The organism is Flavobacterium sp. GSB-24, from assembly GCF_027924665.1.
GTDB lineage: Bacteria > Bacteroidota > Bacteroidia > Flavobacteriales > Flavobacteriaceae > Flavobacterium.
In genome coordinates, this window is the sequence record NZ_AP027043.1 from 1,810,302 (window position 1) to 1,835,360 (window position 25,059).

The window sequence follows — 25,059 nt, forward strand, 5'->3', positions numbered from 1 at the left end:
GTTTCACGCAGATTTTGCAGATCGAGCAGATTTTTTTTAATTTGAAATTTAATTTTTAGGTAAACTAACCGTATAGTTTGTCATTTCGATCCCGAAGCCTCGGGATCGAAATGACAAGATTGTGAGAAATTATAAATATAAAAGTTCTTGTTAATTCGTTTGCGTGAGGGATAGAAGTGGAAAGCCCACAGCCTGACGAAGGAAGTGCGAGGACTTGTAACGGATAGCCCGACCCGGAGGGACACGCCCAAAATACAAAACCGATACTTCTTTTAAAAAGTATCGGTTTTGTATTTTAATGAAAATGATCTTCTTCAATCTCAAATTCAGCATCTTTTTCCCAAATTTCCATTTCACAAGGCTTGCAATTGAATTTTAGTTTATACTCTAATTCTCCTTGCTTTAGTACTAATGGTTCTTTTACCTTGACACCCACTATGTCTTTTTGGTGTATCGGACATTTTTTTAATTCGTACTTGATGCAGTATTTGGTTGTCATTACACGAGATTTTCCTGGATCCCATTGTAATTCAAATGCTTTTTCGATTTCGGTAACACCGTGACGTTCGTAGAATTTACGAGCGGTTTTGTTTGAAACATTGTACATGAAATCTAATTTTGTTTCAGGATACGGATGTGACGTTTTTACCAATTGGTGTTCTTCGCGTTTGTAGTTCGCCAAACGAATTTCAGTTAACTGATCGTAAACAGTTCTTCGCATTTCGTTGATTTTTGAAATAGGAAGGAACCAGTTTTGAGAAAACATAATATTGATTTCATCAGCTTTGTAAGGTGTAAAACCTGTTTTTGCTAATTGCGTTTTGATATTTTCTTCGATAGATTCGCCTGTTTTGGTCTGCTCTTTTGCGTATTCTAAATTTACGACGCTTACATTTCCGTCTTCATCGGTTGCGATTAATTCGAAACCATTTTCAGTTTCAGTAAGTAATAAAGTGGTACTTAATTTACGAACTGCACTGTCTTCTCTTTCTACAATTTTGATAAAAGCGGCGTCATTATTTCTATAAATGAAAGTTCCGTCTTTAACTTCTTTTAAAACGTTTGGGTATAATTTGCCGTTTTCGGCTTTGTTTACATAGATTCCGTCGGCTTCATTGTTTTCGTTGATAAAACAAAGTCCGTCACCGTTGTTTAGTAATTCGCCGTTTTCGATTTCGTATGCATTTCCAACAGTTCTGATCAATTTACCAATATACTGCCCTTTTGATTTTGGACTTTCCCAAGAACCAATCGAGCTGTGTCTGTCGTTTACGAAATAATCAGTATAACCACGGTTGAAAGTTCTGCTTAGAGAAGAATCAAAAGTGTAGGTACAAGTTCCCGAAGAAGCTTTCATGTATTTTTCGCTTCCAGCTCCTTCTAAAAAGCTGTCTAGTTTTTGACGTAAGTAAGAAACGTTGTTTTTAACATAAACAACATCTTTTAATCTTCCTTCAATTTTAAAAGAAACAATTCCGGCTTCAATCAAATTCGGAATTTGTTCTGAAATATCTAAATCTTTTATCGAAAGTAAGTGACTGTTTCTGATTAAAGTTTCTCCGTTTCCGTCGATTAAGTTATACGGTAAACGACAGTTTTGCGCACAAGAACCACGGTTGGCGCTGCGTTCTCCGTTGGCTACACTCATATAACAATTCCCGCTGAATGAAACACATAAAGCTCCAGTTACGAAAAATTCTAATTCAACATCAGCATGATCGTAAATTGTTTTAATTTGGTGCAGGTTCAATTCACGTGCTAAAACCACACGTTTGATTCCGGCATCTTTAAGGAATTTAATTTTATCGGCATCACGATTATTGGCTTGTGTACTGGCGTGAAGTACGATCGGAGGTAAGTCCATTTCCATAATTGCCATATCCTGAATAATCAGGGCATCGACACCAATATCGTATAATTCCCAAATCATTGAGCGACACGTTTCCAGTTCGTTATCGTACAATATGGTATTCATTACAACAAAAACCTGAGCATTAAATAAATGCGCATATTGTACCAAAGCAGCAACATCTTCAATAGAATTGTTGGCATTAGAACGCGCACCAAACTGCGGTGCACCAATATAAACTGCATCGGCGCCACTGTTTATGGCGGCCATTCCTCCAATTAAATCTTTAGCAGGAGCTAATATTTCAATTTTCTTCTTCATTTTTAGAACTTTAGGCTTTTGTGGTATTCACGGAAAAAAGTTTGCAAAGTTCTTATAAATATTTCGAGTTTGCTAATGATGGAGGGATTTTTTTGAAATTGTTAACTTAATATGGAATGATGATGATTAAGAGAATATTTTTGAGATTTAACCTAATAGGAAAAGAATATCCCGCAGTAAATCCCCGAAAGAATATTCAGAAGCAAGGTTTCTGCAGAAAGAAACTCAAATTTCTATATATTTTTTTGGTTCCAATGCAAGTCCAGACTTATGAAAATATAGGGTAAAATACCTTATTTAATATTTCATATACTACGAAAAATAATATTTATTTTTCAGTTTTAAAACAAAAAAACCGCCCGATCCTAAAACCGAGCAGTTTTCAAAAAAAAAAGCATGAATCGATCGATCGATTAATTCGCTCTCATTTTAATTTGTGATAATGTGTTTTGAATACTGTTTAACTGTTTTGAAACAACTGAAACTTGGCTGTATTCAAGATGGTTTTCTTCGAGTGCCATTTTGTATTTTTCAATTGCAGCTTCTTCACCTGTAACGCAAGCATTAATGATAGCTTCTGTATCTCCTCCTGTAAATGATGATTTAATATCAATCCATGCACGATGTAAGGCTCCTAATGGTCCACCGCCAGAAGTATCTGTTGATTTTCCTAATTTATTGATCTCGTCTTGTAATTCAACAATAAATAAAGCTCTTTCTCTAGCATATTCTAGAAAGTCAGTTTTCATTGCTGGATTTTCTACGTGCTCTGCAGCGTTGGTATATCCTAATTTTCCGTCTTCAAGAATTGAAATTAATCCTTCTAAAGTTTTAACTGCTTCTTTTGTGGTTTCATCTGTATGTATCATGACTAATAGTTTTTAAATTAATACATTACAAAGTTGGCAATTATTAATCGGTCTGTTTTACAGGATTATAGCTGAGGTTTTACAATATTGTGGAATGGGAATTTTGAAAGTTATATTTTTTCGATTTTTACAAATTAGCAGATGTTGTAACCAAAAAATGACTTAAGTCGTCAAAAGGTTATCAATCATTAATCAATAAAAAAATGAAATCATTATTACAATACGTTCTCGCTTTATTTTTAGTTTTCAGTTCGAGTGTTTTTTCTCAAAAACTAGAAGCTAAAATTGATAGTATTATAACTGCAAAATTTAAACCTGAAATTCCCGGAGCTGTTTTTTTGGCTGCAAAAAACGGAAAAGTGGTATACAGAAAAGCATTTGGAATGGCAGATTTGGAACTGAATGTTAAAATGAAACCAGAGTTTATTTTTGAAATAGGTTCAATTACTAAACAGTTTACAGCCATTTCTGTTTTAATGCTGGCGGAGCAAGGGAAACTCAATTTGAACGATGAAATCACAAAATTTATTCCAGATTATCCAACAAATGGAAATGTAATTAAAATACATCATTTGCTTACTCATACTTCTGGAATTAAAGATTTTACAAGTATGAAATCTATAAAAAATATTGCCAGAGAAGATTTGTCCCCAAAAGAATTGGTAGACTTTTTTAAAGATGAACCAATTGATTTTAAGCCTGGAGAACAATATAAGTATTGCAATTCTGGATATGTCCTTTTAGGTTATATTATCGAAATTGTATCGGGACAAACATATCGTGATTTTATAAGTGAACGCATTTTCAGGAAAATAGGAATGAATAATACTTTATATGCTAGTCATGAGAGAATAATTAAAAACAGGGTTTCAGGTTACCGTGATAAACAAGGTTATGTAAATAAAAATTATATTAGTTTTTCTATTCCTTATGCAACGGGTGCAATAATGTCTAATGTAGATGATATGCTAAAATGGCAAAATGCTCTTAATAAGAATGTATTACTAAGTTCTGAATTTACTGAAAAAGCTTTTACTAATTATCAATTAAATGATGGGACAAAGATTGATTATGGATATGGCTGGCACTTAGAAAAAATAAAAGATAAAGTCGTGCGCGAACATGGAGGAAGTATTTTTGGTTTTAAATCAATGGGGATTTACGAACCTTCTGAACAAATTTATGTTATTGGTTTGAGTAATTGTGAATGTAATTCTCCAACTTTAATTACAACAGCTATTGCTTCACTTTTAATAGATTAAAATTAAAAAGGGTATTTTTTTAAAATACCCTTTTTAATTTTTTACTTATGAGATAGTATATTAAGCAGTCAAAGCTTCTTTGATTCTGCGTAATGCTTCTTTTAAAATGTCGTCACTTGTTGCGTAAGAGAAACGAATACAATTTGGATTTCCGAAAGCGTCTCCAGTAACAGTTGCCACGTTTGCTTCTGCTAAAAGATACATCGAAACATCGTTTGCATCTTTAATCTCAGTTCCTTTTAAAGTTTTTCCGAAGAAAGAAGAAACATCTGGGAAAACGTAAAATGCACCTTCTGGAACGTTGATTTTAATTCCTGGAATTTCTTTTAGTAATCCAACAACTAAATCTCTACGTGTGTGGAAAGCTTGAACCATGTGGTTTAATACACTTGGATCTGCGTCTACAGCTGTAATTGTAGCACGTTGAGCCACAGAATTTGCTCCGGAGGTTACTTGTCCCTGAATTTTTGTACACGCTTTTGCAATGAATTCCGGTGCTCCAATATAACCAATTCTGTAACCTGTCATGGCAAATGCTTTTGCAACTCCGTTTACAGTAATTGTTCTGTCTAACATTCCTGGAATTGAACCGATACTGCAGAAAGTTCCTGAGAAATTGATGTGCTCATAAATCTCATCGGCAACTACATATATATTTGGGTGTTTTTCTAAAACTTTTGCTAGAGCTGTTAATTCTTCTCTGCTGTAAACAGATCCTGAAGGGTTACAAGGAGAAGAGAACCACATCATTTTTGTTTTTGGTGTGATAGCAGCTTCTAATTGCTCTGGTGTAATTTTGAAATCTGTTTCTACAGATGTTGGAACTTCAACTGGAACTCCGCCAGAAAGTTTTACGATTTCGAAATAAGAAACCCAGTATGGTGCTGGTAAAATAACTTCGTCACCATCATTTAACATTACCTGTGCAATGTTGTATAAAGATTGTTTTGCTCCTGTAGAAACTACGATTTGAGTTGGTTTATAATCTAATCCGTTGTCTCTTTTGAATTTTCTGCAGATTGCTTCTCTCAATTCTAAATAACCTTCTACTGGAGAATATGTGCTGTAATTTTCGTCGACTGCCTTTTTTACTGCTTCTTTAATGAAGTCTGGTGTATTAAAGTCAGGTTCACCTAAACTTAAACTGATAATGTCTTTTCCCTGCGCTTTTAATTCGCGTGCCAAAGCAGCCATTGCTAAAGTTTGTGATGTCGCAAGGTTGTTAATTCTGTCTGAAAGAATATGGTTCATTATAAAAATTTTGAATGTCCTTAATTTCAACTTTAATTAAGGAAGGTTAATTATTAATAGATTTTTTAGTTTAAACAGATAATTCAGGCTTCATTCCTAATTCACGTAAATGCTTAAAGTGAGCTACAATAGCACTTCGCATTGTTTTGTACTCATAATAAGGCAGGTTGCATTCTTTTGCAGTTTCCTTTACGATTTTTGCAATTTTACCATAGTGAATGTGACTGATGTTTGGAAAAATATGATGTTCGATTTGGTGATTTAATCCACCTGTGTACCAGTTTACAATTGCATTTTTTGGTGCAAAATTAGTTGTAGTATACAATTGGTGAACAGCCCATGTATTGTCCATTTCTCCTAATTCATTTGGAGAGGGATTTGTTGTATGATCTACAACGTGTGCCAATTGAAATACAACACTAAGAATTAATCCAGCTGTATAATGCATTACAAAAAAGCCAATTAGCACTTTCCACCAAGTAATTCCAATTACCATTGGTAAAACAATCCAAATTGAAATATAAATAAGTTTAGTGATGATCAAAGTTGTCCAAAGAATTTTTGGGCTTTTTGGTTCTCCGTAAGATAATTTTCTTTTCAGATAATTTCTCATTTGCTTAAAATCGGTTGTGATTGCCCAATTGAAAGTCAATAAACCGTATAAGAAAACAGAATAATAATGTTGAAAACGGTGAAAACTATGCCATTCTGCATGTTCTGTAAAACGAATAATTCTTCCAGCGTCTAAATCTTCGTCGTGTCCAGGTATATTAGTATAAGTATGGTGAAGTACATTATGTTGTACCTGCCAGTTGTACACATTTCCAGCAAGAACATAAATGGTTCCTCCCATAAATTTATTGATCCAGCTTTTATTCGAATAGGAACCGTGATTTCCATCGTGCATTACATTCATTCCAACTCCAGCCATTCCGATACCAATTACGATTGATAAAAGAAGCATTACCCAAAAAGGCATGTCTAATGTAAGGATTAAAAAATACGGAGTTAAAAAAACTGCGAATAGAATAACGGCTTTTAAGTGTAACTTCCAGTTTCCAGTTTTCTGAATGTTGTTTTCCTTAAAGTAATTGTTTACCCGTGAGTTAAGTGTCCTGAAAAATTTCAGATTGTCTTGCCTTGCAAATGTAGGTGCAGTGTTATTCATAATTATTTTAAATAGTTTTCAAAGGTAATTATTATAAATTCTCAATTTGCAAAATTGAGTTAAATATTTCAATCGTAAAGTAGTACTTTTGTTAAAAATTTACAGCAATGGATGAGATATTGAAATATTTTCCAAATTTGACCGATCTTCAAATCGAACAATTTCAAAAATTAGACTTTTTGTACCACGATTGGAATGAGAAAATCAATGTGATTTCTCGTAAAGATATTGATTCATTATATACAAAACATATTTTGCATTCGTTAGGAATTGCAAAAATTATGAAGTTTGAACCTGGGGCAACTGTTCTTGATGTTGGAACTGGCGGTGGTTTTCCTGGAATTCCGTTAGCGATCCTTTTTCCGGAAACTCGTTTTTATTTAATAGATGTTATTGCTAAAAAGATAAAAGTAGTTCAAGGTGTTGTTGATGCATTAGAATTGAAAAATGTAAAAGCAGAACAAAAACGTGCCGAATTGGTAAAAGGAGATTTCGATTTTATAGTGAGCCGAGCGGTAACTAATATGCCTGATTTTGTTTCTTGGATAAAAGATAAAATTAAGAAACAGCATAAACACACTTTAAAAAATGGAATTCTATATTTAAAAGGCGGTGATTTAGCCGAAGAGCTAAAAGATTTTCCAAATGCAACTTTATATGATTTGGCTGCAATATTTGATGATGAATTTTTTGAAACCAAAAAGGTGGTGCATCTTCCTTTAAAATTCAAACCATAAATGAATAAAAACAATAACCCGCAAAGAATTCTTTACGGGTTATTTTTTGAATTAATAGTTGTTACTACTAAGATGCTTTTCTAGAAAAATCTAAAAAAGGATTTGCTTTAAGATTTAGGTTATCAATAAAATTATGAATTGCATTTTCTGATGCTTCATTGCTATATTTAAATTCTGAATCAAAGAAAAATTCACGAGAGATTACAGGCTCATTTGATGAATTGTATACAGCTTCATCTGTTTCATCCAAAGCTGTATTTCTGTAAGCACAAGGATGTGTATTCATTAATGTTGTTATGGTTTGACTGAACCATTTATCAAATTTTTTCTTTTTTGGAGTAATATGGCGTGCCAGTAAAACTAGACCTACAAGTTCATTTTGTAAAAAGTATGACCCTTTTCTGTATCTCACATCAATCATTCTCACATTCATCAGTGCAATCCATAGAGCACCATTTACTGCACCTGTAGCTGAAATTTCCAAATCTGTATCAAACAATAAAGGATTAGTTTGCTCACGATTGCTTATAGAACACCAAAGAGCTTCAATACGCTTCTGTGTATCACACGTTGCTTGAGTGTAACCTGTAAAACGCCAATAAACCCATTCTAATAACGCAGCAGTCAATCCGATTGAACCTTTATGATTAATTTGCATTAATGTATTTTCTAAATCTTCATTTCCTTCAATTGGATCTAATAACTGATCGATTTTCTTTTTTGTCCATTTAAAATCAATAGGATGTCCAATACTTTTTGAGTCCATTATTACTTTAGGAACATTGTTTAAATTTCTCATATCTTTTTTTTCTTTTACTTAAACTTGAATTTATTGGGACAAATTTAAAGGGGTCGGTATTTAAAAAAAGGCACAAGAAGTTTTAAAAGTATTAAAATAAGCTTTTTGCAATCTCTACTTTGTTGAAAATCAACATTATAAGAAAAGTACTACAAAATATAATTGTAAGTCAATTGTGAACATCCTAACTAAAAAAACAAAAGCTGAACATTTTTAAATGGTTCAGCTTTTGGTAATATTTAAATATAAGATTTATTATCCTAAGAATGGGTATCTGTAATCTTCTGGAGTTACAAAAGTTTCTTTGATAGTTCGTGGAGAAGCCCAACGTAATAAGTTCAATGCAGAACCTGCTTTATCGTTAGTTCCAGATGCTCTTGCACCTCCAAACGGCTGCATTCCTACAACAGCTCCAGTTGGTTTATCATTAATGTAGAAGTTACCAGCGGCATTTTGCAATTTCGTTGTTGCTACTTCAATAGCATAACGATCTTGGCTAAATACAGCTCCAGTTAAAGCATATTCAGAAGTAGTATCAACTAATTCTAAAGTCTCTTCCCATTTTGCATCTTCGTAAACATAGATCGTAATTACTGGTCCGAATAATTCGGTTTCCATTGTAGTATATTTTGGATTTGTAGTTACAATAACAGTTGGTTCAATAAAGTATCCAACAGATTTATCGTAGTTACCACCAACAATAATTTCAGCATCAGCATCTTTTTTAGCCTGGTCAATATAACTTGCTAATTTATCAAAAGAACCTTCGTGAATAACTGCTGTAATAAAGTTTCCAAAATCTTCTGGAGAACCCATTTTCATAGATTTTACGTCAGCAATTAATTGTTCTTTTACAGCTGGCCATAAACTTTGAGGAATATAAGCTCTTGAAGCTGCAGAACATTTTTGACCTTGGAATTCAAATGCACCACGAGTAATTCCTGTAGCAACTTGTTTTACGTTTGCGCTTGGGTGTGCAATGATGAAATCTTTACCACCTGTTTCACCAACGATTCTTGGGTAAGTTTTATAATTTTGGATGTTTGCGCCAATTTTAGCCCAAATATCTTTAAATACATGAGTAGATCCTGTAAAGTGAACACCAGCAAAATCACGGCTAGCTAAAACAGTATCTGTAATCATTAGAGCATCTCCAAAAACTACGTTGATAACTCCGTCAGGAACACCAGCTTCTTTGAAAACATCGATGATGATTTTTGCAGAAAACACCTGGCTGTCACTTGGTTTCCAAACAACAACGTTACCCATCATTGCAGCACTTGCCGGAAGGTTTGCAGCAATAGCAGTAAAGTTAAAAGGAGTAATTGCATAAATAAAACCTTCTAAAGGTCTGTATTCTACACGGTTCCAAACAGTAGAATCTGATTTTGGCTGATCGTTGTAGATTTGAGTCATAAACTCAACATTGTAACGTAAAAAGTCAATTAATTCGCAAGAAGCGTCGATTTCTGCTTGGTGAATATTTTTAGATTGACCAATCATTGTAGCTGCATTAATACGAGCTCTGTATGGTCCTGCGATAAGTTCTGCAGCTTTTAAGAAAATAGCAGCACGTTGTTCCCATGCCATGTTTGCCCAAGCATGTCTTGCTTCAAGAGCATTTGCAATCGCTTTTTCTATATGTTGTTTTTCAGCTAAATGATATTTTCCAACGATGTGTTTGTGATCATGTGGCGCTGTGATATTTTTTGTGTTTCCAGTTCTGATTTCTTCGCTTCCAATATATAAAGGAACGTCAATTTGAGAATTCCACAATGTGGTATACGCAGCTTGAACAGCTGCCTTTTCTGGCGAGTTCGGTGCGTATCCTTTTACAGGCTCGTTTACCGCTTTTGGTACATGAAAAAATCCTTTAAGCATGTTATTTAAAATTAGATTATTAGATAATTTAAGTTAGACGATTTGAGTTTTGTTACGAATAATCTAACGCTGCACAAAAGTACAAAGGATAAATTAATAAATTGATAATTTTATGATTAAGATAACGATAAAAAAGACAGAAGTAAAGTATGTCTTAATTTAGAGCAAAAGGAGCACACATTCTAAAAGTAGGAACAATTACTTTAAATGTTTTTGTAGTAGTAAAATTGATCATATTAAAATGACCTTTCATTGCACCATAAGGAGATGATAATAAACAGCCTGAGCTATAAGTATGGTTTTCACCTGGTTTTAAAACAGGTTTCTTACCAATTACACCTTCACCATCTACAACTTCTAGATCGTTTAGAGAATCAAAAATTTCCCAGTGACGTGAAGTTAATTGTACCGAATCTTTACTGTGATTTTCGATTGTAACCACATAACTAAAGGCAAAGTGAATCTTATAGTTTTTGAAGTAAGTACCTTCAAAACTAGTTAAAACCGATATTTTTATGCCTCGTGTTATTTGAGAAACCATACTAACCTAGTAAATCTGTGTGCGTTATAGGTACAAAGCTACGAAAAAAATCTATGAATCCTAAAACCTTAACAATGTTTTAATTAACGATGTTTATTGAGTTTGCGTTTCCTTTTCCAATAACTCGCTGGTAACGATCTGTTGCTTCTTTATAATAAACCAGAATTGTGTACTCGTTTTCAGTTTGATAAAAGTTTCCGTCTATAGCATTTTCATAATCGATAACACCCTTTTTATCAGCAACCGTATATTGAAAATTAGTAAATCCCTGCTTGATCATAACAGCTTTTTCAAAAACGCCTTTATCAGTATTATAATCCATTTTATATTCTGGAGAAAGACTATAATTATTAAACATTCCAGTAATATAGATGTCTTTGTTTAGTCGAAAGGCAGGTGCAGAAAGTGAGAAATAAACCCAGGCATAATCTGCTTCAATGTCATTATTAGAACCATTAATGTTCTTAACAACAAAATTTCCGTTTACATCTTCATAATTGGTGTAAATCTGGTTTCCTCGTGCTTGATTCGTATACAAATAGGCATTATAAATATCATTATTGGCACCTACACGGCCCACATTATTATTTGCGGCACGAATATCTTTGTTTTCAAAATATAAAAATTCATTCCCGCCCCAAAATTGAGTTTCCGCATCATATTTATAAACCAATTGATTTCCAATTGTGTATTGCGGAACGATATTTTTAATGGCTGTATTGAAATTTCCATTCTGTAATAAAAGAACCTTTACATTTTGTGTTGGAGTTTGAAAAGTAATGTCATTTGAAGCAATAGAAAAATCGAGATTCTGTTTGTAATCAATGTTGCTAAGGTTTCTACTTCTTTTTACTTGAGCGGCAACAGTACAATGCGAATCGTATAAAATAAATTTTCTCGAAAAAACAACTTCTTTATCTTCATTTAAAATCTTCAAAATATAATTTCCCGACAAGCGTATTTGTGTTGTAAATTGATTAGGGAAGGGAAGACGGTAATGAGAATAAACCTGAAGCGTATTAAAAGAATTGGAATAATCTGTAATTCTTTGATTGTCAAAACCGCGAATATAATCTGTTTTAGGAATATCAGTTGGTTTCCAATTATAATCGCAATGCGTAACTTCAAAATAATAATTGGCTTCATTTCCAAACAAATCATCAAATTGAAATTCAAATGTTGATCCTAATTCAAAAATCGGAACTACATTACTGCCATTTTGGACAAAAGTAACCGTTTTAATATTATAAGGAGGAACGACTTCAGTTTGTGTTTCCTGTGCTTTCGCGAATGTAAAAATAAAAAGCGCAATTAAGCTTTGATATAAAAATTTTGGCATCTTATTACGTTGTAAGATTGTAAATATAAGAATTTTATTAAACGTAAGAAGATGCCATTTATTGGATTGAGAATTTTAAGAATTCAGAATGTAATCTAAATTAGCTTCAATTTCATCGTTAATATAACTTTCTTCCAAAAGAGAATCAGACAACAGTTTTTTGTTTTCCTGTAGTTTGATTATTTTTTCTTCAACTGTATTTTTCGAAATAAATCGAATCACATTTACTTTATTCAACTGCCCGATACGATGCGCTCTGCCGACTCCCTGCTTTTCAGCAAAAGGATTCCACCATGGATCTAAGAATAAAACATATGACGCTTTCGTAATATTCAAGCCAACACCGCCGGCTTTAAGCGAAATGAAAAACAACAAAGGATTTTCTTTTTCCTGAAATAAATTGACCTGTTGCTCTCTTTTACTCGCAGGAGTTTCGCCTGTAATTTCACAATAATCTATTTTGTTTTCTTTGCACCAATCAGTATAAAAACTCAAATTGGTAACAAACGAACTGAAAATGATTACTTTTTGTTTTGCTTTTACTAAATTTTCCAGATAATTGGTAGCCGCAATATATTTTCCAGAATCGATCTCCGAGTCTTTATCTACCATTTTTGGATGATTGCTCAGCTGTCTCAACTTCATCAATGTATTGATAATGCTGATTTTATCTGGACTTGATCCATCTGTTTTTAGTAAAAAATTACGCGCTTTAGATTTCTCTTTTTCGTATAATTTTTCCTGTTCAGGATCCATATCGCAGTAATAAATCTGTTCTGATAATTCTGGTAAATCCTTTAAAACCTGTTCTTTGGTTCGTCTCAAAATGTAAGGCTGAACGAGATTTTTCAATTCAGATAAAACTTCTTCATTCTGTTTTTTCTCAATCGGGATTTTAAAATTTTCTGCGAAAAAATTATAAGTTCCCAAAATATCTGGATTTATAAACTGCATCTGAGACCATAAATCGTCAAGCGAATTTTCGATAGGAGTACCGCTTAATGCAATTTTGTGAGCTGTGCTTATTTTGTTTATCGCTTTAAAAATTTTAGAGTTTTTGTTTTTAATGTATTGACTTTCGTCTAAAATTAAATAGCGGAAATCGTATTTCTCTAAAATTGCAATATCGCGATGTATGATGCTGTAACTTGTAAAAATTAAATCGGTTGAGGCAAGTCTGCTCGCCAATTGTTTTCTGTCGTTACCTACATACTGCATTTTTGAAAAATGCGGTGTAAATTTTATGGCTTCGTTATACCAGTTAAAAACCAATGAAGAAGGTAAAACGATAAGAGTTTTTAGCGGTTCTCTTTCGATTGTCGTTTCATTGGCAAACAAATCAAAATTCGTAGTTTTTGTCGTAAATCCTAATTGTTCTTGCACAGCGACCAAAACGGCTAAAGTCTGTAAAGTCTTTCCAAGTCCCATATCATCGGCTAGGCAGGCACCTAAATTCGAATTGAAATGCCCCAAAAGCCATTTTACCCCATCAATTTGATAAGGTCTCAAAGTTGCCTTTAACAAATCTGAAGATTTGTATTCGGCCTGGTAGGTCACATCGTCTTTAATTTCAGGAATTGCATCCAAAGCAGTAAAATTGCTTTTACGTAAAAGAAGATTTCCATTTTCTGTTTTAGCCAATTTAGCCAGAGAACTGTATTTGCTGAACCATTCTAAAGGAATCAGAAAATAATTTCCATCGGGTAGTAAAAAGAGTCTTTCTTTGCTTTTTATATTCGGAATAATTTCGCTGAAATTGATCTTATAATTCCCAATTGTAATGATTATTTTAATGTCAAACCAATCTCCATTTATATCTTTAGATGCCGAAACAATATGGTTTTCTGTAATGATTTCTTTGCTTTCGACTTTTAAATTCTGAATTGTAAATCCGAGATTTTCAAGTTCTTCTTTATGATCGATAACAAATTGAATATTCAGAAAAGGATCAGGATTTTCGATTTCTGAATTCAATCCGTAGAATTCATTTTTAATTACACTTAAACCGAGTTCTTCTAATTTTTTGGTATAAAAAGTCTCTTCTGTACTTCTTTTAAATTGAATAATTTTAGGCTGATTGGCGATGCTAAAATCAACAAACGAATGTGTTTTTTTTGTTTTGGAAGCATCAAAGCAATAGCCGTCATAATCAAAATAAAGATTAAGATAATAACAGTTTTTAAAGAAGTCGTGAATGGGCTGGATCGTGCACGAAATAATTTTATCGCGATTTTCGACTTCAAAACCAGTTGCTTCAATATCTATTTTTTTAGCTATTTCTGGAATAAAACTTTTAAAGTAATCGTCAACTAATTTTGATGGAATTTCAATTGAATTTTTCTTTAAAAAAGGCATTAGTTTTTTCGCATTAAGCTCCTTTAGTTGTCCTAGTTTTTTATTGACAACCAACCAGCCTGGTTCATCCAAAAGAATATCAATATTGTTATTCATTGGTAAAAAAGCCGTTTCGTTTTCTTTTAAAGAAAGGGTATAAGTAATGCCTTCAGCGTGTTTATCGAATTGAATTTGAGGTTCGAAAATCAAAGGATTAACAGCAACTCTTGAGCGATAAAAATCCTTTTCAGGTCCGATGTTAAGAGACAATGGAAATTGTTCTTGAACTATTAGATTATAAAATGAACTTAAATGGAATTTTAAATGCTGGCGAATCGCAAAATCAATTTTAGAATCTTTTTGTAAATCAGTAATTGTCTTCGCCGATTTGATTTTGGCGCTGAATTTTTTAAAAATGAATTCTGGCTTTAAAGATTCGCAGGCTGTAAGTATCTTTTTGGTATTAGAATTTAAATCTTCAAAAGCAATTCCGAAACTTTCTATAACTCCAGTGGTCGCTTTCTTGTTTAAATATTTGATTTCATCGGTATCTTCAACGATATAAGCTGTTGGGAGAAAAGTATTCAGATTTTTTTCAAAGCTGATGTCAAAGCAAAATTGAAATGATTTTGTAGGTTTCAAGATTTCAGGTTTGGTTGGGTTGTATTTTTGTAAAGGCTTATAAAAGTAAAAAGTTTTCAAATTATTGCTATTTTGAAAACTTTTTAAATGAACTTATGTCAGTTTTATGTTGAAAAACGGTTTAGTTTTCAGGTTTAAAACAAAGGGGAATAATTTCACCTTTTGCTAAACAATATTTTTCAACCAATTCTGGTGCAATTTTATTGGTGTAATCTTCTTCAATTACGATAAATCCAATGCTTCTTAATTTATCGAAATAATCGCGTCCGTAAATACGAACGTGATCGTATTGGCCAAATATTCTTGCGCGTTCTTTTTGATCTGTAATCGAATCATCTGCAAAAGTAACTTCACGGTTTAAATCTTGTGGAATTTGTAAAATTGCCATTCCGCCTGGTTTTAAAACGCGGAATAATTCCTGCATCGCTTTTGTGTCATCTGGAATATGTTCTAAAACGTGATTACATAAAATCACGTCATATTCGTTGTCTTTAAAAGGAAGGTTACAAATATCTGCTTTTACATCTGCAAGAGGTGAAAACAAATCGGTTGTGGTGTAATCCAGATTTTTCTGCTTGCGGAATAATTTATAAAAAGCCTGTTCTGGAGCAAAATGAAGTACTTTTTTTGGTGCTGTAAAAAAATCAGTCTGATCGTTTAAATATAACCAAAGCAAACGATGTCTTTCTAACGAAAGTGTACTTGGCGAAAGCACATTATTACGTTGTTTCCCATATCCGTAAGGCAAAAAAGATTTAAAGCTTCTGCCATCAATAGGATCTGTAAATTTATCTCCTCTTAAAGATAAAGCTAAAATAGGACGCGCCACATAACTCAAACGAATTAATAATGGGCGAGGAATGGTATTAAGTACTAATTTGAAAAGTTTTTTCATGGGGCTTTTTCGCAGAGTTACACAAAGTAAGCACAGAGCTTCACAAAGTGTTTATAAATCTTTTTATATTGTTTTTTAATATTTTTGAATCAAAATTAATAAGTAATCCTAATGGATAATTTCCGAGTTTCAAATATGTTAGTATTTGCGCAAAATGGACATCAGTAAAAGCTTCAACAGTTTTTAATTCAATTACTATTTTATTTTCTATCAGTAAATCAATTCTATATCCGTGGTCTAATTTTATGTCTTTATAGATTATAGGCAAAGCTTTTTGTTTTTCAACAATTAAGCCAGAATTCTTAATCTCATAATACAAACATTCCTGATAAGCAGATTCTAATAAACCAGGACCTAATTGTCTGTGAACCTCAATTGCTAAACCGATAATTTTATACGAAATAGCATCCAGTTCATCTTGAGAGACTAAATTTTGAGAATACATTTTAAAAGGCGTATAAATAATTTTTGTGAATCTCGGCGTATATCTTTGTGAATCTCTGTGGAATAGCTCTTACAATACTAATGGCACTTGTCTAAATTCATCTTCTTCATTACTCTCGATTCCTAGCGCTTTGTAGATGTATTGAAAAGTCGATAATAATTCTGGTTTTCCATCAATTAAAGCTACGTCGTGCTCGAAATGCGCACTTGGTTTTCCGTCAGCAGTCAGGATTGTCCAGCCGTCTTTTAATTGTTTGATGTTTCTTGTTCCCATGTTGATCATCGGTTCAATGGCAACAACCATTCCTTCAACAAAAAGTTTACCGCGTCCGCGTTTTCCGTAGTTTGGCATTTCTGGCTCTTCGTGCATTTTTTGACCTACACCATGGCCAACCAATTCGCGAACAACTCCGTAACCGTGAGCTTCTGTATATTTTTGAATCGCATTTCCAACATCTTCAACGCGATTTCCAGCTTTAAATTCTCTAATCCCAACGTAAAGAGATTCTTTAGTAACTCTTAAAAGTTTTTTTACTTCTGGAGCAACTTCACCAATCTCAAAACTGTATGCATGATCTCCGTGAAAACCGTTTTTAAAAGCACCGCAGTCAACCGAAATTACATCACCATTTTTTAGCGGAACATTATTAGGAATACCGTGAACAACCTGAGCATTTGGACTCATACAAAGAGAATTCGGGAAATCATACAGTCCCAAAAAGCTTGGAACAGCACCGTGATCGCGAATAAATTCTTCGGCTAATTTGTCAAGATATAATGTAGTAACTCCTTCTTTAATTTCAGAAGCAATCATTCCTAATGTTTTTGATACGATTAATGCACTTTCGCGCATTAATTCGATTTCCTCCCTTGTTTTTTGGATAATCATATTTTTCCCATTTTCAGTTCGCAAAAGTACAATTTTTAATATTATTTTTTAAGTAAAATTTTTCGCTTAAAATTAAGCTTTCTAGCAAGATTTATTTTTTTTTCGCCGCCAATTTCACCAATTTCTACTAATTGAATATTGTTCAATAATTCAGTCAAATTATAATTCGTGTTAATTCGTGCAATTCGCGGCAGACTTTTTTACTTTAATATCTCGCTAAAAAGCCCTAAATTAGTAGTAAAAACGTTTTGTAATCATGGAAACTACTATAGATCAAGATATATCCAAAGTAAAGGCTCTCAAAAGAATGAAGAAAAACGCTTTGTCGCTTTTAGGAGTCGCAGTTTTATTATTTATAATTGCGATTTACTTTAAAATTCCGATGCTGCAGGCTTTTAGTGAAGCAGCAATGGTAGGCGGAATCGCCGATTGGTTTGCTGTTGTAGCATTATTTCGTCATCCATTAGGAATTCCGATTTGGCATACGGCAATTATTCCGACTAAGAAAAACGAGATAGGGGAAAATCTAGGAAATTTTGTTTCAGAAGAATTTTTAAATCGTGAAAAGTTAGAAATCAAACTAGATGAATTCAATTTTGCGACAAAAGCATCAGACTGGCTTTCACAGCATGAAAATGCAGACAAAATTGCGAATGCGGTTGCAGTAAATATTATTCCTGGCATTTTAAGGACAATAAAAGACGAAGACGTCAGGAGGTTTATTCAAGTTCAGTTTAGAGAAAAGATTGAAGGAATAAACTTTGGAAACTGGGTTGCTGTCGCATTAGAGCCTTTGCAGAAGGGAGATTTGAAAAATCAAATGCTTACCAATCTTCTTGAAGTAATGAGCAGCGAATTGACTAATAATAAAGACTTAATAAGACAGAAAGTAAAAGCTTCAACGCCGCTTTTAAGTTTCGGATTGGCTGATAAAAGTATTACAGAAGGTGTTTTTAACGGTTTACAGGATTTTTTAAATGAAGCTAAGAAACCCGAAAGTGCAGTTCGCTTAAAGATTGATGAGTATATTTTTGACTTTTTAGAAAAGGTAAAAAACTCAGAAGAAATGAGAGTGAAAATAAACGATATGATTTTGGGTTTTGTTGGAAAAAAAGAAGTCCAAGACTATATCAATGGAATTTGGGATGAAATAAAACTCTCCATAACAAACGATTTAAACAAAGGAGATGAATCTTCTATAAAAAACAGCATTTCAAGTTTAATTCAAACCTTCGGAAACGGAATCAAAGAAGATCCTGTAATGATTGATAAAATCAATAACTTTATTAAAAACGATTTGCTTTCAATACTTTTAAACAATAAAAAGGTAATAGGAGATTTAATTTCATCAACAGTAAAATCCTGGGACGGAAAAGAAGTTTCGGAAAAGTTAGAATTGGAAATCGGTAAAGATCTGCAATATATAAGGATCAACGGAACTTTAGTCGGCGGAATTATTGGATTAATAATTTATGGTGTGGAGCAGGTTTATCATTATTTTATTGTCTAAGATTATCAAGAAGTGTGCACAGTTTTGTCAATTCGATCCCGAAGCCTCGGGATCGAATTGACAAAAAATGCATAAAAATAAAATAGGCGAATTCTAAAGAATTCGCCTATTTTTATATAAAGAAAAATATTTTCTACAAAAGCGAATGACAAGTCATAGCATTTGGCTGCTGAATCCCCATTAATTCTAAAATAGTAGGAGCTATGTCACCTAAAACACCATCTTGAATGCTTTTTAATTGTTTGTCAACCAAAATAATCGGCACTGGGTTTGTTGTGTGTGCTGTATTTGGAGATCCGTCAGGGTTAATCATAGTCTCACAGTTTCCGTGGTCGGCAATTACGATTGTAGTGTAATCGTTAGCAAGAGCAGCTTCGATAACTTTTTTAGCGCAAGCGTCTACAGCTTCACAAGCTTTAATAGCTGCCTCCATAATTCCGGTATGTCCAACCATGTCACCATTTGCAAAGTTCAAGCATACGAAATCAACTTCGCCTTTGTTTAATTCAGGAACAAGTGCATCTGCAAGTTCATAAGCACTCATTTCTGGCTGTAAATCGTAAGTGGCAACTTTTGGAGAATTTCTTAAAATTCTAGATTCACCTTCAAAAGGAGTTTCTCTACCACCAGAAAAGAAAAATGTTACGTGCGGATATTTTTCTGTTTCAGCAATTCTGATTTGTTTTTTACCTGCTTTTTCTAAAACTTCACCTAGCGTTTCGGTAATATTATCTTTATTGTAAACTACTTTTACGTTTTGGTACGTCTCGTCGTAGTTTGTCAATGTTACATAATACAAGTTTAGTTTGTGCATGTTTTGCTCGTGAAAATCTTGCTGCGAAAGAGCTTCTGTAAGTTCACGGCCTCTGTCTGTTCTAAAATTAAAGAAAATTACAACATCACCTTCAACAATTGTAGCTAGAGGTTTTTGCTCTTCATCAACAATTACAACAGGAGCGATAAATTCGTCTGTAACTTCATGTGCATAACTGTCAAGAACACTTGCTACAGCATTTGTAGACGGAATTCCTACTCCGTTAACTACTAAATCATAAGCTAGTTTTACACGCTCCCAACGTTTGTCGCGGTCCATTGCATAATAACGTCCAATAATAGAAGCAATTTTTACCGGAGTATCTTTTATATAATCTTCTAAATCGTGAATGTATTTTGCTCCAGATTTAGGATCAACATCACGTCCGTCAGTAAAAGCGTGAACGTACACTTGGTCTAAGCCATATTCTTGAGAAGCATCGATTAAGCCACGAAGGTGTGAAGTATGTGAGTGAACACCACCATCTGAAACTAATCCTAAAAAGTGTACTTTTTTATTGTTGTTTTTAGCATAAGTAAAAGCGTCAATTAAAACTTGTTCTTTTGCTAATGTTTTATGTTCTACGGCTAAGTTTATTTTAGCTAAATCCTGATATACAATTCTTCCGGCACCAAGATTCATATGTCCAACCTCGCTGTTTCCCATTTGTCCATCAGGTAAACCAACATTTAAGCCGTCAGTTCTAAGTTGTGCACTTGGGTAATTTTTGTAAAGACTGTTTATAAAAGGAACATTTGCATTGTCTATTGCAGATACTTTAGGGTCAGGAGATTTTCCCCAACCATCTAAAATCATAAGGATAACTTTTTTGTTCATTACTTTTTTGTTTTCTACAAAGATAAGTCATTTCTAAAATTGGCAAGAAAGCTTTGTTACATTTATGTTTAATAAAATGAAGCTTCATAAAAAATATTAATTTAATTATAGAAGTCTTTATTTTTTAAAATTAATTCACACTAAGCTCTCATTCTAGCTTTATTTTTGACAGCATTGTAGTCAATAAATATTTTGTACTTATCTAAAAAGGTGTTTTTTAAAGTATTAATTGTTTAGAAAATCAATTAATCCTAAAAGTTAAACAAAATATTTTTAGAAGACTAAATCTTCATATTTCTCCAAATGTTATACTTAAATTTTATTAATTTATATAATTACAATTTTTCGAAAGATACTTTTTAATTATTTGTAGGTAAATACGCGATAAAAATGAATATTTTTTGAAATTCTCCTAATTATTTACTTATAAATTGTTAAAGTTTAAACAAAAAGCGCTTGATAACCTGTGTTTTATTTTGTCAGCAATATATTTTTAATACTTTTGCCTTACCCAAGTTTTTGTTTAACCTAAAGAAATTCAATGATTTACAAAATTTATCCTTTATTTGTGTTTTTGCTATTATCTTTTGGAAAAGATTCAAAAAGCACTGCCGATCTTAAAACGAACGCCGCTGTAAGAACGATTGCTAAAGTCGAAAAAGTTACAGTTGATTCTAAAATCGAAAGCGTTTATAACACTTTAAATTCTAATAACTTTAAAATGCCGGAACTTAAAACTTTCTCGGAAGCTTTAAAAGGATTTTATTTGTTGAAAGAAAAAGGAGTTATCAAGAAAAATATATTAACGCTTATCGATTTCAGTTTATCATCAAACACAAAACGTTTGTGGGTAATCGATTTGACGACTAATAAAATCTTGTTTAATTCACTTGTAGCTCACGGAAGAAATACGGGAGAAGAATTTGCTTCAGCATTTTCAAATCTTAATTCTTCATTCAAAAGCAGTTTAGGCTTTTATGCTACTGGCGAAATCTATCAAGGAAAACATGGTGCTTCTTTGCGTTTAGATGGTTTAGAAAATGGTGTAAATGATAATGCCCGCGAAAGAGGTGTTGTTATGCACGGAGCAGATTATGTTTCTGAATCATTTATTAGAGATCACAAAAGATTAGGCAGAAGCCAAGGTTGTCCTGCAGTTCCTGTTGAAATGACAAATGAAATAATTCAATTAATAAAAGACAAATCGTGTTTATATATTTATCATCCATCTAGAAGTTTCGCGATGGAAGAAAGGCTAATTTCTTAATTTAGCATATAAGTCCGAGTCCAAATCATAAATATCAGCTCTAAACAGGAGCTGATTTTTTTTGCTCCATGCTGTCCAATACCATTGATATAAAGCATATTTTTTTGTGATTTTGAAACTCATTGTTTTTTTAGAAGCAATTATAGTATCAATTCTATCTTGCGGCCAGTTTCCGTCTTCATCTAAAATATGTTTGGCCAGCTCTAACGGATTCTCCACACGGACACAGCCAGAACTCATAGAACGATTGTTTCGTCCGAAAATATTACGGTGATTGGTGTCGTGCAGATAAACGCTATGATGATTAGGAAACAAAATTTTCATTAATCCTAATGAATTAGAATATCCGGGGCTTTGAACATAACGATATCTATTAGGTTTGTTCTCATTCCACGCGATTGGATCCACAACATTTCCTGACGAATCATATATAGTAATATTTTTTTTAGCTAGATAATTTCGGTTTCGTTTCATCGCAGGAACAACATCTTCTTTTAAGATTGTAGGAGGTACAGTCCATGTCGGATTAAAAACAACTGTTTTTAAATACGAAGTAATAACAGGAGTTCGTCTTTTGCTGGTTCCAACAACAACATTTCTAACTAAAGTAGTGTCTTGATTTTCGACAACATTCAAACTGTAATCAGGAATATTAATGATAAAATAGTTTTCGGCTAATTCGTTTGGATACCATCTCCAGCGTTCCAAATTGGCAATGATTTGTTTTTTCCTTCTTTCTTTAGAATAATTTAAAGCACTAATGGTTCCTGCACCAATAACTCCGTCTGCAGCAAGACCGTGTCTTTCTTGGAATTTTTTAACTGCTTCGAAAGTCTTTTTGTTGTAAATGCTTGTAAGGCTGTCTTTACCAGTCATGTCATTCCAGTACAAAAGTCTTTTTTTAATGTTTATTAAAGCAGGATTAGTGTCATTTAAAGTGATTTTTTCAGCAGATTCAATATTTTTTATATCCTCATCTGGAAAAGTATTTATAATTTCAAGTGCTTTTAAAAGCTGTTTATAGGTTTGCGTTTTAGGCTGAATGTTTTCAACAATACTATCAAGTTTGTTTCTGTTGAAAGCCTTTATTAAAACAGTGTTTATATCAAATACCTTTTCATCCAAATCCCAATTGGTGTAAAGTTTTTTGGGATCTAGCTTTCCTTTGTGTAAATGATTCAGGTATTTTTCAAAATTATAAGTCAGTAAAATATCATAAGTAGCTAAATCAGTATCATTTAAAGAAGTGATTTTGCTTTCAAATTTTTTTAATTGAGATGCTTTGTAATCTTCAGGCTCTAAGCCTAATTTATCTGATTTTTCTAATTGAGATAAAATGTAAGTTCTTTTTTCTAGATTTCCCCAAACCGTTTTATTTTCAGATGCGATATAAAATTGTTTCAGGGTTTCGCTTTTAAAAGTGCTTATTGTTGCAGTATCTATTTCAACTTTTCTCTCGTCGGTAAGTATGATTGCTGGCACCGTTTTTTTGATGACAGGATTGGGTTTTGGAGTATCTTTTTTACACCCCATAAAAATGCATATTACTACTAAAGAGTAAAATTTCTTCATATTATAATTTTTTAAACATCAAATAATGTTCGCCAACATCTTTAATATCAAATGGTTTACCTAGGGGGTGATAATTCATTTTTTGATAAAAACCAACAGCAGCTGTTCTGGCGTTAAACCAAATCAAATCAACTTTGTTTTCATTGCAGTAGGTTTCACAATGTCTAACCAAAGCTTCGCCAAATCCCATTTTTTGATGCGTTTCTAAAACGGCCATCCCTCGAATTTGTGCTTGATTTTGTTCGGCAAATATAGTGTTGATTTTCTTAAACAAGGAAATAATTCCTATTAAATTTATATTATCAAATAGTCCAAAATGATGTGTAGTCTCAAGATCATCTCCTTCAAAGATGCAGCTTTCTATAGGTTTTCCTTTTCTTAAAACGGGTTGACGTACTGCATAAGTTTCTTTTGATGTAATTTCTTTAATTGTAATCATGATTTTTTTGAAAAATATTGGATTTATAACTTTTTAATTTTAAATCAGTTATAAATAATTATTGATTTTTATTGATTTTTTTTGCGAAAAAGCTTGTTTTGAACTGAACTTTCTTTTTATATTTGCACCACCAATGCGAAAGTAGCTCAGTTGGTAGAGCTCCAGCCTTCCAAGCTGGTTGTCGCGAGTTCGAGCCTCGTCTTTCGCTCTAAAAAAACAGAATCTTTTAGATTTCGTTTTTTTGTCAAAAGTAAATAATTTTTGATTTTAGTTTTTTTTAAAGATTAAATTATTTATATTTGCACCCTGTTAATGCGAAAGTAGCTCAGTTGGTAGAGCTCCAGCCTTCCAAGCTGGTTGTCGCGAGTTCGAGCCTCGTCTTTCGCTCTTCAAAAGTCTCAAACATTGTTTGAGGCTTTTTTGTTTTTAGGCAATTACGCAAATTACAATGTTTTAAATTCCAAATTCCAAGTTTAAAAAGAGACAAATGCTAAATATTTGGAATTTGAAATTTAAATATTGGAATTTTATTTTAAGTTGCTCAAATCACTTTCGGTTTCTAATTCCTGTGGTGTTTCGTTTTTCTTGAAAAGTCTCGCTTTCAAATCGCCTTTTAGGGTAATTTTTTCTCCCTTAACTTCCAGCCAGCTTCCTTCTCTTAATCCTAAAACCGGAATCGAATTGAACGCATGAAATTCTTTAATTCTTGTTTCGCGAGTTTCTCCCATGTGTTTAGATTGTAAATCGGCATCTAAATAATGCGGATTTAAATTGAAAGGAACTAATCCTAAAGTCTGGAAACTTGGCGGGTAAATAATAGGCATATCGTTTGTAGTCTGCATTGATAAACCGCAAATATTACTTCCGGCGCTTGAGCCTAAATATGGAGTTCCGTTTTTTACAGTTTCAGAGAGTAACTGCATGATATTGTTTTTATACAGCTGAGTAACTAGTAAAAAAGTATTCCCTCCGCCAGTAAATATTCCTGCTGCATTTTTTACAGCATCTTGCGGATTTTCAAATTCATGAATCCCTTTAACCTCAATATTAATTGATGCAAATGCTTCGGCAGCTTTTTGCGTGTATTCTTCATGTGTAATGCCACCAGGTCGTGCGTAAGGAATAAATAAAATTGTTTTGCAGTCTTTAAAATGCTCTTTTAAAGCAGGTAAAAGATATTCTAAGTATTTGCCTCCGTGTAGAGTAGATGTGCTGGCAATAATAATGCTTTTCATGATTTTTTAAACTCAAATTTTGTTTGCTAAAGGTATTAAAAACTCTCTTTTCGTATAATTTTTTATGATTTTAATTAACATATATTTACCAAGTCGTTAATACTAAATTTGGAGGATATTAGGATATTTTTACCCTTTTAAGAATATTTTTAATTTATTTCATT

At 32.8% G+C, this 25,059-nt stretch carries 20 protein-coding genes and 2 tRNA genes; 6 read left to right on the forward strand and 16 right to left on the reverse strand.

Annotated features, from left to right (window positions below):
- Positions 1-295: 295 nt before the first annotated feature.
- Both QMG60_RS08070 and QMG60_RS08075 read right to left on the reverse strand, forming a co-directional pair.
- The gene (locus QMG60_RS08070; protein ID WP_281867428.1) at positions 296-2,170 is read right to left on the reverse strand and encodes a U32 family peptidase; all 1,875 of its coding nucleotides are present in this window, start codon (positions 2,168-2,170) and stop codon (positions 296-298) included.
- Between the two features lie 413 nt (positions 2,171-2,583).
- A complete protein-coding gene (locus QMG60_RS08075) occupies positions 2,584-3,039 on the reverse strand; it encodes a PA2169 family four-helix-bundle protein (protein ID WP_057117264.1) in 456 nt (151 codons plus the stop codon).
- 203 nt (positions 3,040-3,242) lie between these two features.
- Between QMG60_RS08075 and QMG60_RS08080 the strand changes: the two genes are divergently transcribed.
- The gene (locus QMG60_RS08080; protein WP_281867429.1) at positions 3,243-4,301 is read left to right on the forward strand and encodes a serine hydrolase domain-containing protein; all 1,059 of its coding nucleotides are present in this window, start codon (positions 3,243-3,245) and stop codon (positions 4,299-4,301) included.
- A 60-nt stretch (positions 4,302-4,361) separates the two neighbouring features.
- On the opposite strand, the gene QMG60_RS08085 is transcribed toward QMG60_RS08080, so the two are convergent.
- Positions 4,362-5,552: a pyridoxal phosphate-dependent aminotransferase gene (locus tag QMG60_RS08085; protein ID WP_057117259.1), complete on the reverse strand. Its 1,191-nt coding sequence runs from the start codon at positions 5,550-5,552 to the stop codon at positions 4,362-4,364.
- Between the two features lie 70 nt (positions 5,553-5,622).
- Positions 5,623-6,720: an acyl-CoA desaturase gene (locus QMG60_RS08090; protein ID WP_057117256.1), complete on the reverse strand. Its 1,098-nt coding sequence runs from the start codon at positions 6,718-6,720 to the stop codon at positions 5,623-5,625.
- A 107-nt stretch (positions 6,721-6,827) separates the two neighbouring features.
- Between QMG60_RS08090 and rsmG the strand changes: the two genes are divergently transcribed.
- On the forward strand, positions 6,828-7,457 hold the full coding sequence (rsmG, locus tag QMG60_RS08095) for a 16S rRNA (guanine(527)-N(7))-methyltransferase RsmG (protein ID WP_057117253.1): 630 nt from the start codon (positions 6,828-6,830) through the stop codon (positions 7,455-7,457).
- Positions 7,458-7,524: 67 nt separating this feature from the next.
- Here rsmG and QMG60_RS08100 read toward each other — a convergent pair whose 3' ends face one another.
- The 8 genes from QMG60_RS08100 to map form a co-directional block, all read right to left on the reverse strand.
- Positions 7,525-8,256 (reverse strand): hypothetical protein, encoded by a 732-nt coding sequence (locus tag QMG60_RS08100; protein ID WP_057117250.1) that lies wholly within the window; start codon positions 8,254-8,256, stop codon positions 7,525-7,527.
- Positions 8,257-8,511: 255 nt separating this feature from the next.
- Entirely contained in the window at positions 8,512-10,137 is a 1,626-nt protein-coding gene (pruA, locus tag QMG60_RS08105; RefSeq protein ID WP_057117247.1) for an L-glutamate gamma-semialdehyde dehydrogenase, read from the reverse strand.
- 154 nt (positions 10,138-10,291) lie between these two features.
- Positions 10,292-10,678, reverse strand: a complete 387-nt coding sequence (gene apaG / locus QMG60_RS08110; RefSeq protein ID WP_008467225.1) for a Co2+/Mg2+ efflux protein ApaG — start codon at positions 10,676-10,678, stop codon at positions 10,292-10,294.
- A 79-nt stretch (positions 10,679-10,757) separates the two neighbouring features.
- Entirely contained in the window at positions 10,758-12,017 is a 1,260-nt protein-coding gene (locus tag QMG60_RS08115) for a DUF5103 domain-containing protein (protein ID WP_057117245.1), read from the reverse strand.
- A gap of 75 nt (positions 12,018-12,092) precedes the next feature.
- Entirely contained in the window at positions 12,093-15,053 is a 2,961-nt protein-coding gene (locus QMG60_RS08120) for a DEAD/DEAH box helicase (RefSeq protein ID WP_281867431.1), read from the reverse strand.
- Positions 15,054-15,114: 61 nt separating this feature from the next.
- Positions 15,115-15,888 (reverse strand): class I SAM-dependent methyltransferase, encoded by a 774-nt coding sequence (locus QMG60_RS08125; protein WP_281867432.1) that lies wholly within the window; start codon positions 15,886-15,888, stop codon positions 15,115-15,117.
- A 40-nt stretch (positions 15,889-15,928) separates the two neighbouring features.
- Entirely contained in the window at positions 15,929-16,333 is a 405-nt protein-coding gene (locus QMG60_RS08130) for a GxxExxY protein (protein WP_134139416.1), read from the reverse strand.
- A gap of 69 nt (positions 16,334-16,402) precedes the next feature.
- Entirely contained in the window at positions 16,403-17,221 is an 819-nt protein-coding gene (gene map / locus QMG60_RS08135) for a type I methionyl aminopeptidase (RefSeq protein WP_057117239.1), read from the reverse strand.
- Positions 17,222-17,477: 256 nt separating this feature from the next.
- Here map and QMG60_RS08140 point away from each other — a divergent pair, with 256 nt between their 5' ends.
- Entirely contained in the window at positions 17,478-18,731 is a 1,254-nt protein-coding gene (locus tag QMG60_RS08140) for a DUF445 domain-containing protein (RefSeq protein ID WP_281867433.1), read from the forward strand.
- Between the two features lie 133 nt (positions 18,732-18,864).
- Here the strand turns inward: QMG60_RS08140 and gpmI are convergent, their stop codons facing one another.
- Positions 18,865-20,382 carry a 2,3-bisphosphoglycerate-independent phosphoglycerate mutase gene (gene gpmI, locus QMG60_RS08145; RefSeq protein ID WP_057117233.1) on the reverse strand — a complete coding sequence of 506 codons (1,518 nt, stop codon included), beginning with the start codon at positions 20,380-20,382 and terminating at the stop codon, positions 18,865-18,867.
- 541 nt (positions 20,383-20,923) lie between these two features.
- On the opposite strand from gpmI, the gene QMG60_RS08150 reads away from it, so the two are divergent.
- The gene (locus QMG60_RS08150) at positions 20,924-21,649 is read left to right on the forward strand and encodes a murein L,D-transpeptidase catalytic domain family protein (protein WP_057117231.1); all 726 of its coding nucleotides are present in this window, start codon (positions 20,924-20,926) and stop codon (positions 21,647-21,649) included.
- Here QMG60_RS08150 and QMG60_RS08155 read toward each other — a convergent pair.
- Complete coding sequence (locus QMG60_RS08155) at positions 21,638-23,221, reverse strand: L,D-transpeptidase family protein (protein WP_281867434.1); 1,584 nt, start codon at positions 23,219-23,221, stop codon at positions 21,638-21,640. The genes QMG60_RS08150 and QMG60_RS08155 overlap by 12 nt on opposite strands.
- A 1-nt stretch (position 23,222) precedes the next feature.
- The gene (locus QMG60_RS08160; protein ID WP_281867435.1) at positions 23,223-23,660 is read right to left on the reverse strand and encodes a GNAT family N-acetyltransferase; all 438 of its coding nucleotides are present in this window, start codon (positions 23,658-23,660) and stop codon (positions 23,223-23,225) included.
- Positions 23,661-23,795: 135 nt separating this feature from the next.
- Here QMG60_RS08160 and QMG60_RS08165 point away from each other — a divergent pair.
- Both QMG60_RS08165 and QMG60_RS08170 read left to right on the forward strand, forming a co-directional pair.
- Positions 23,796-23,868, forward strand: a tRNA-Gly gene (locus QMG60_RS08165).
- Positions 23,869-23,974: 106 nt separating this feature from the next.
- Positions 23,975-24,047 (forward strand) — tRNA-Gly (locus QMG60_RS08170).
- Positions 24,048-24,187: 140 nt separating this feature from the next.
- Here the strand turns inward: QMG60_RS08170 and pepE are convergent.
- A complete protein-coding gene (gene pepE / locus QMG60_RS08175) occupies positions 24,188-24,895 on the reverse strand; it encodes a dipeptidase PepE (protein WP_281867436.1) in 708 nt (235 codons plus the stop codon).
- Positions 24,896-25,059: the final 164 nt, after the last annotated feature.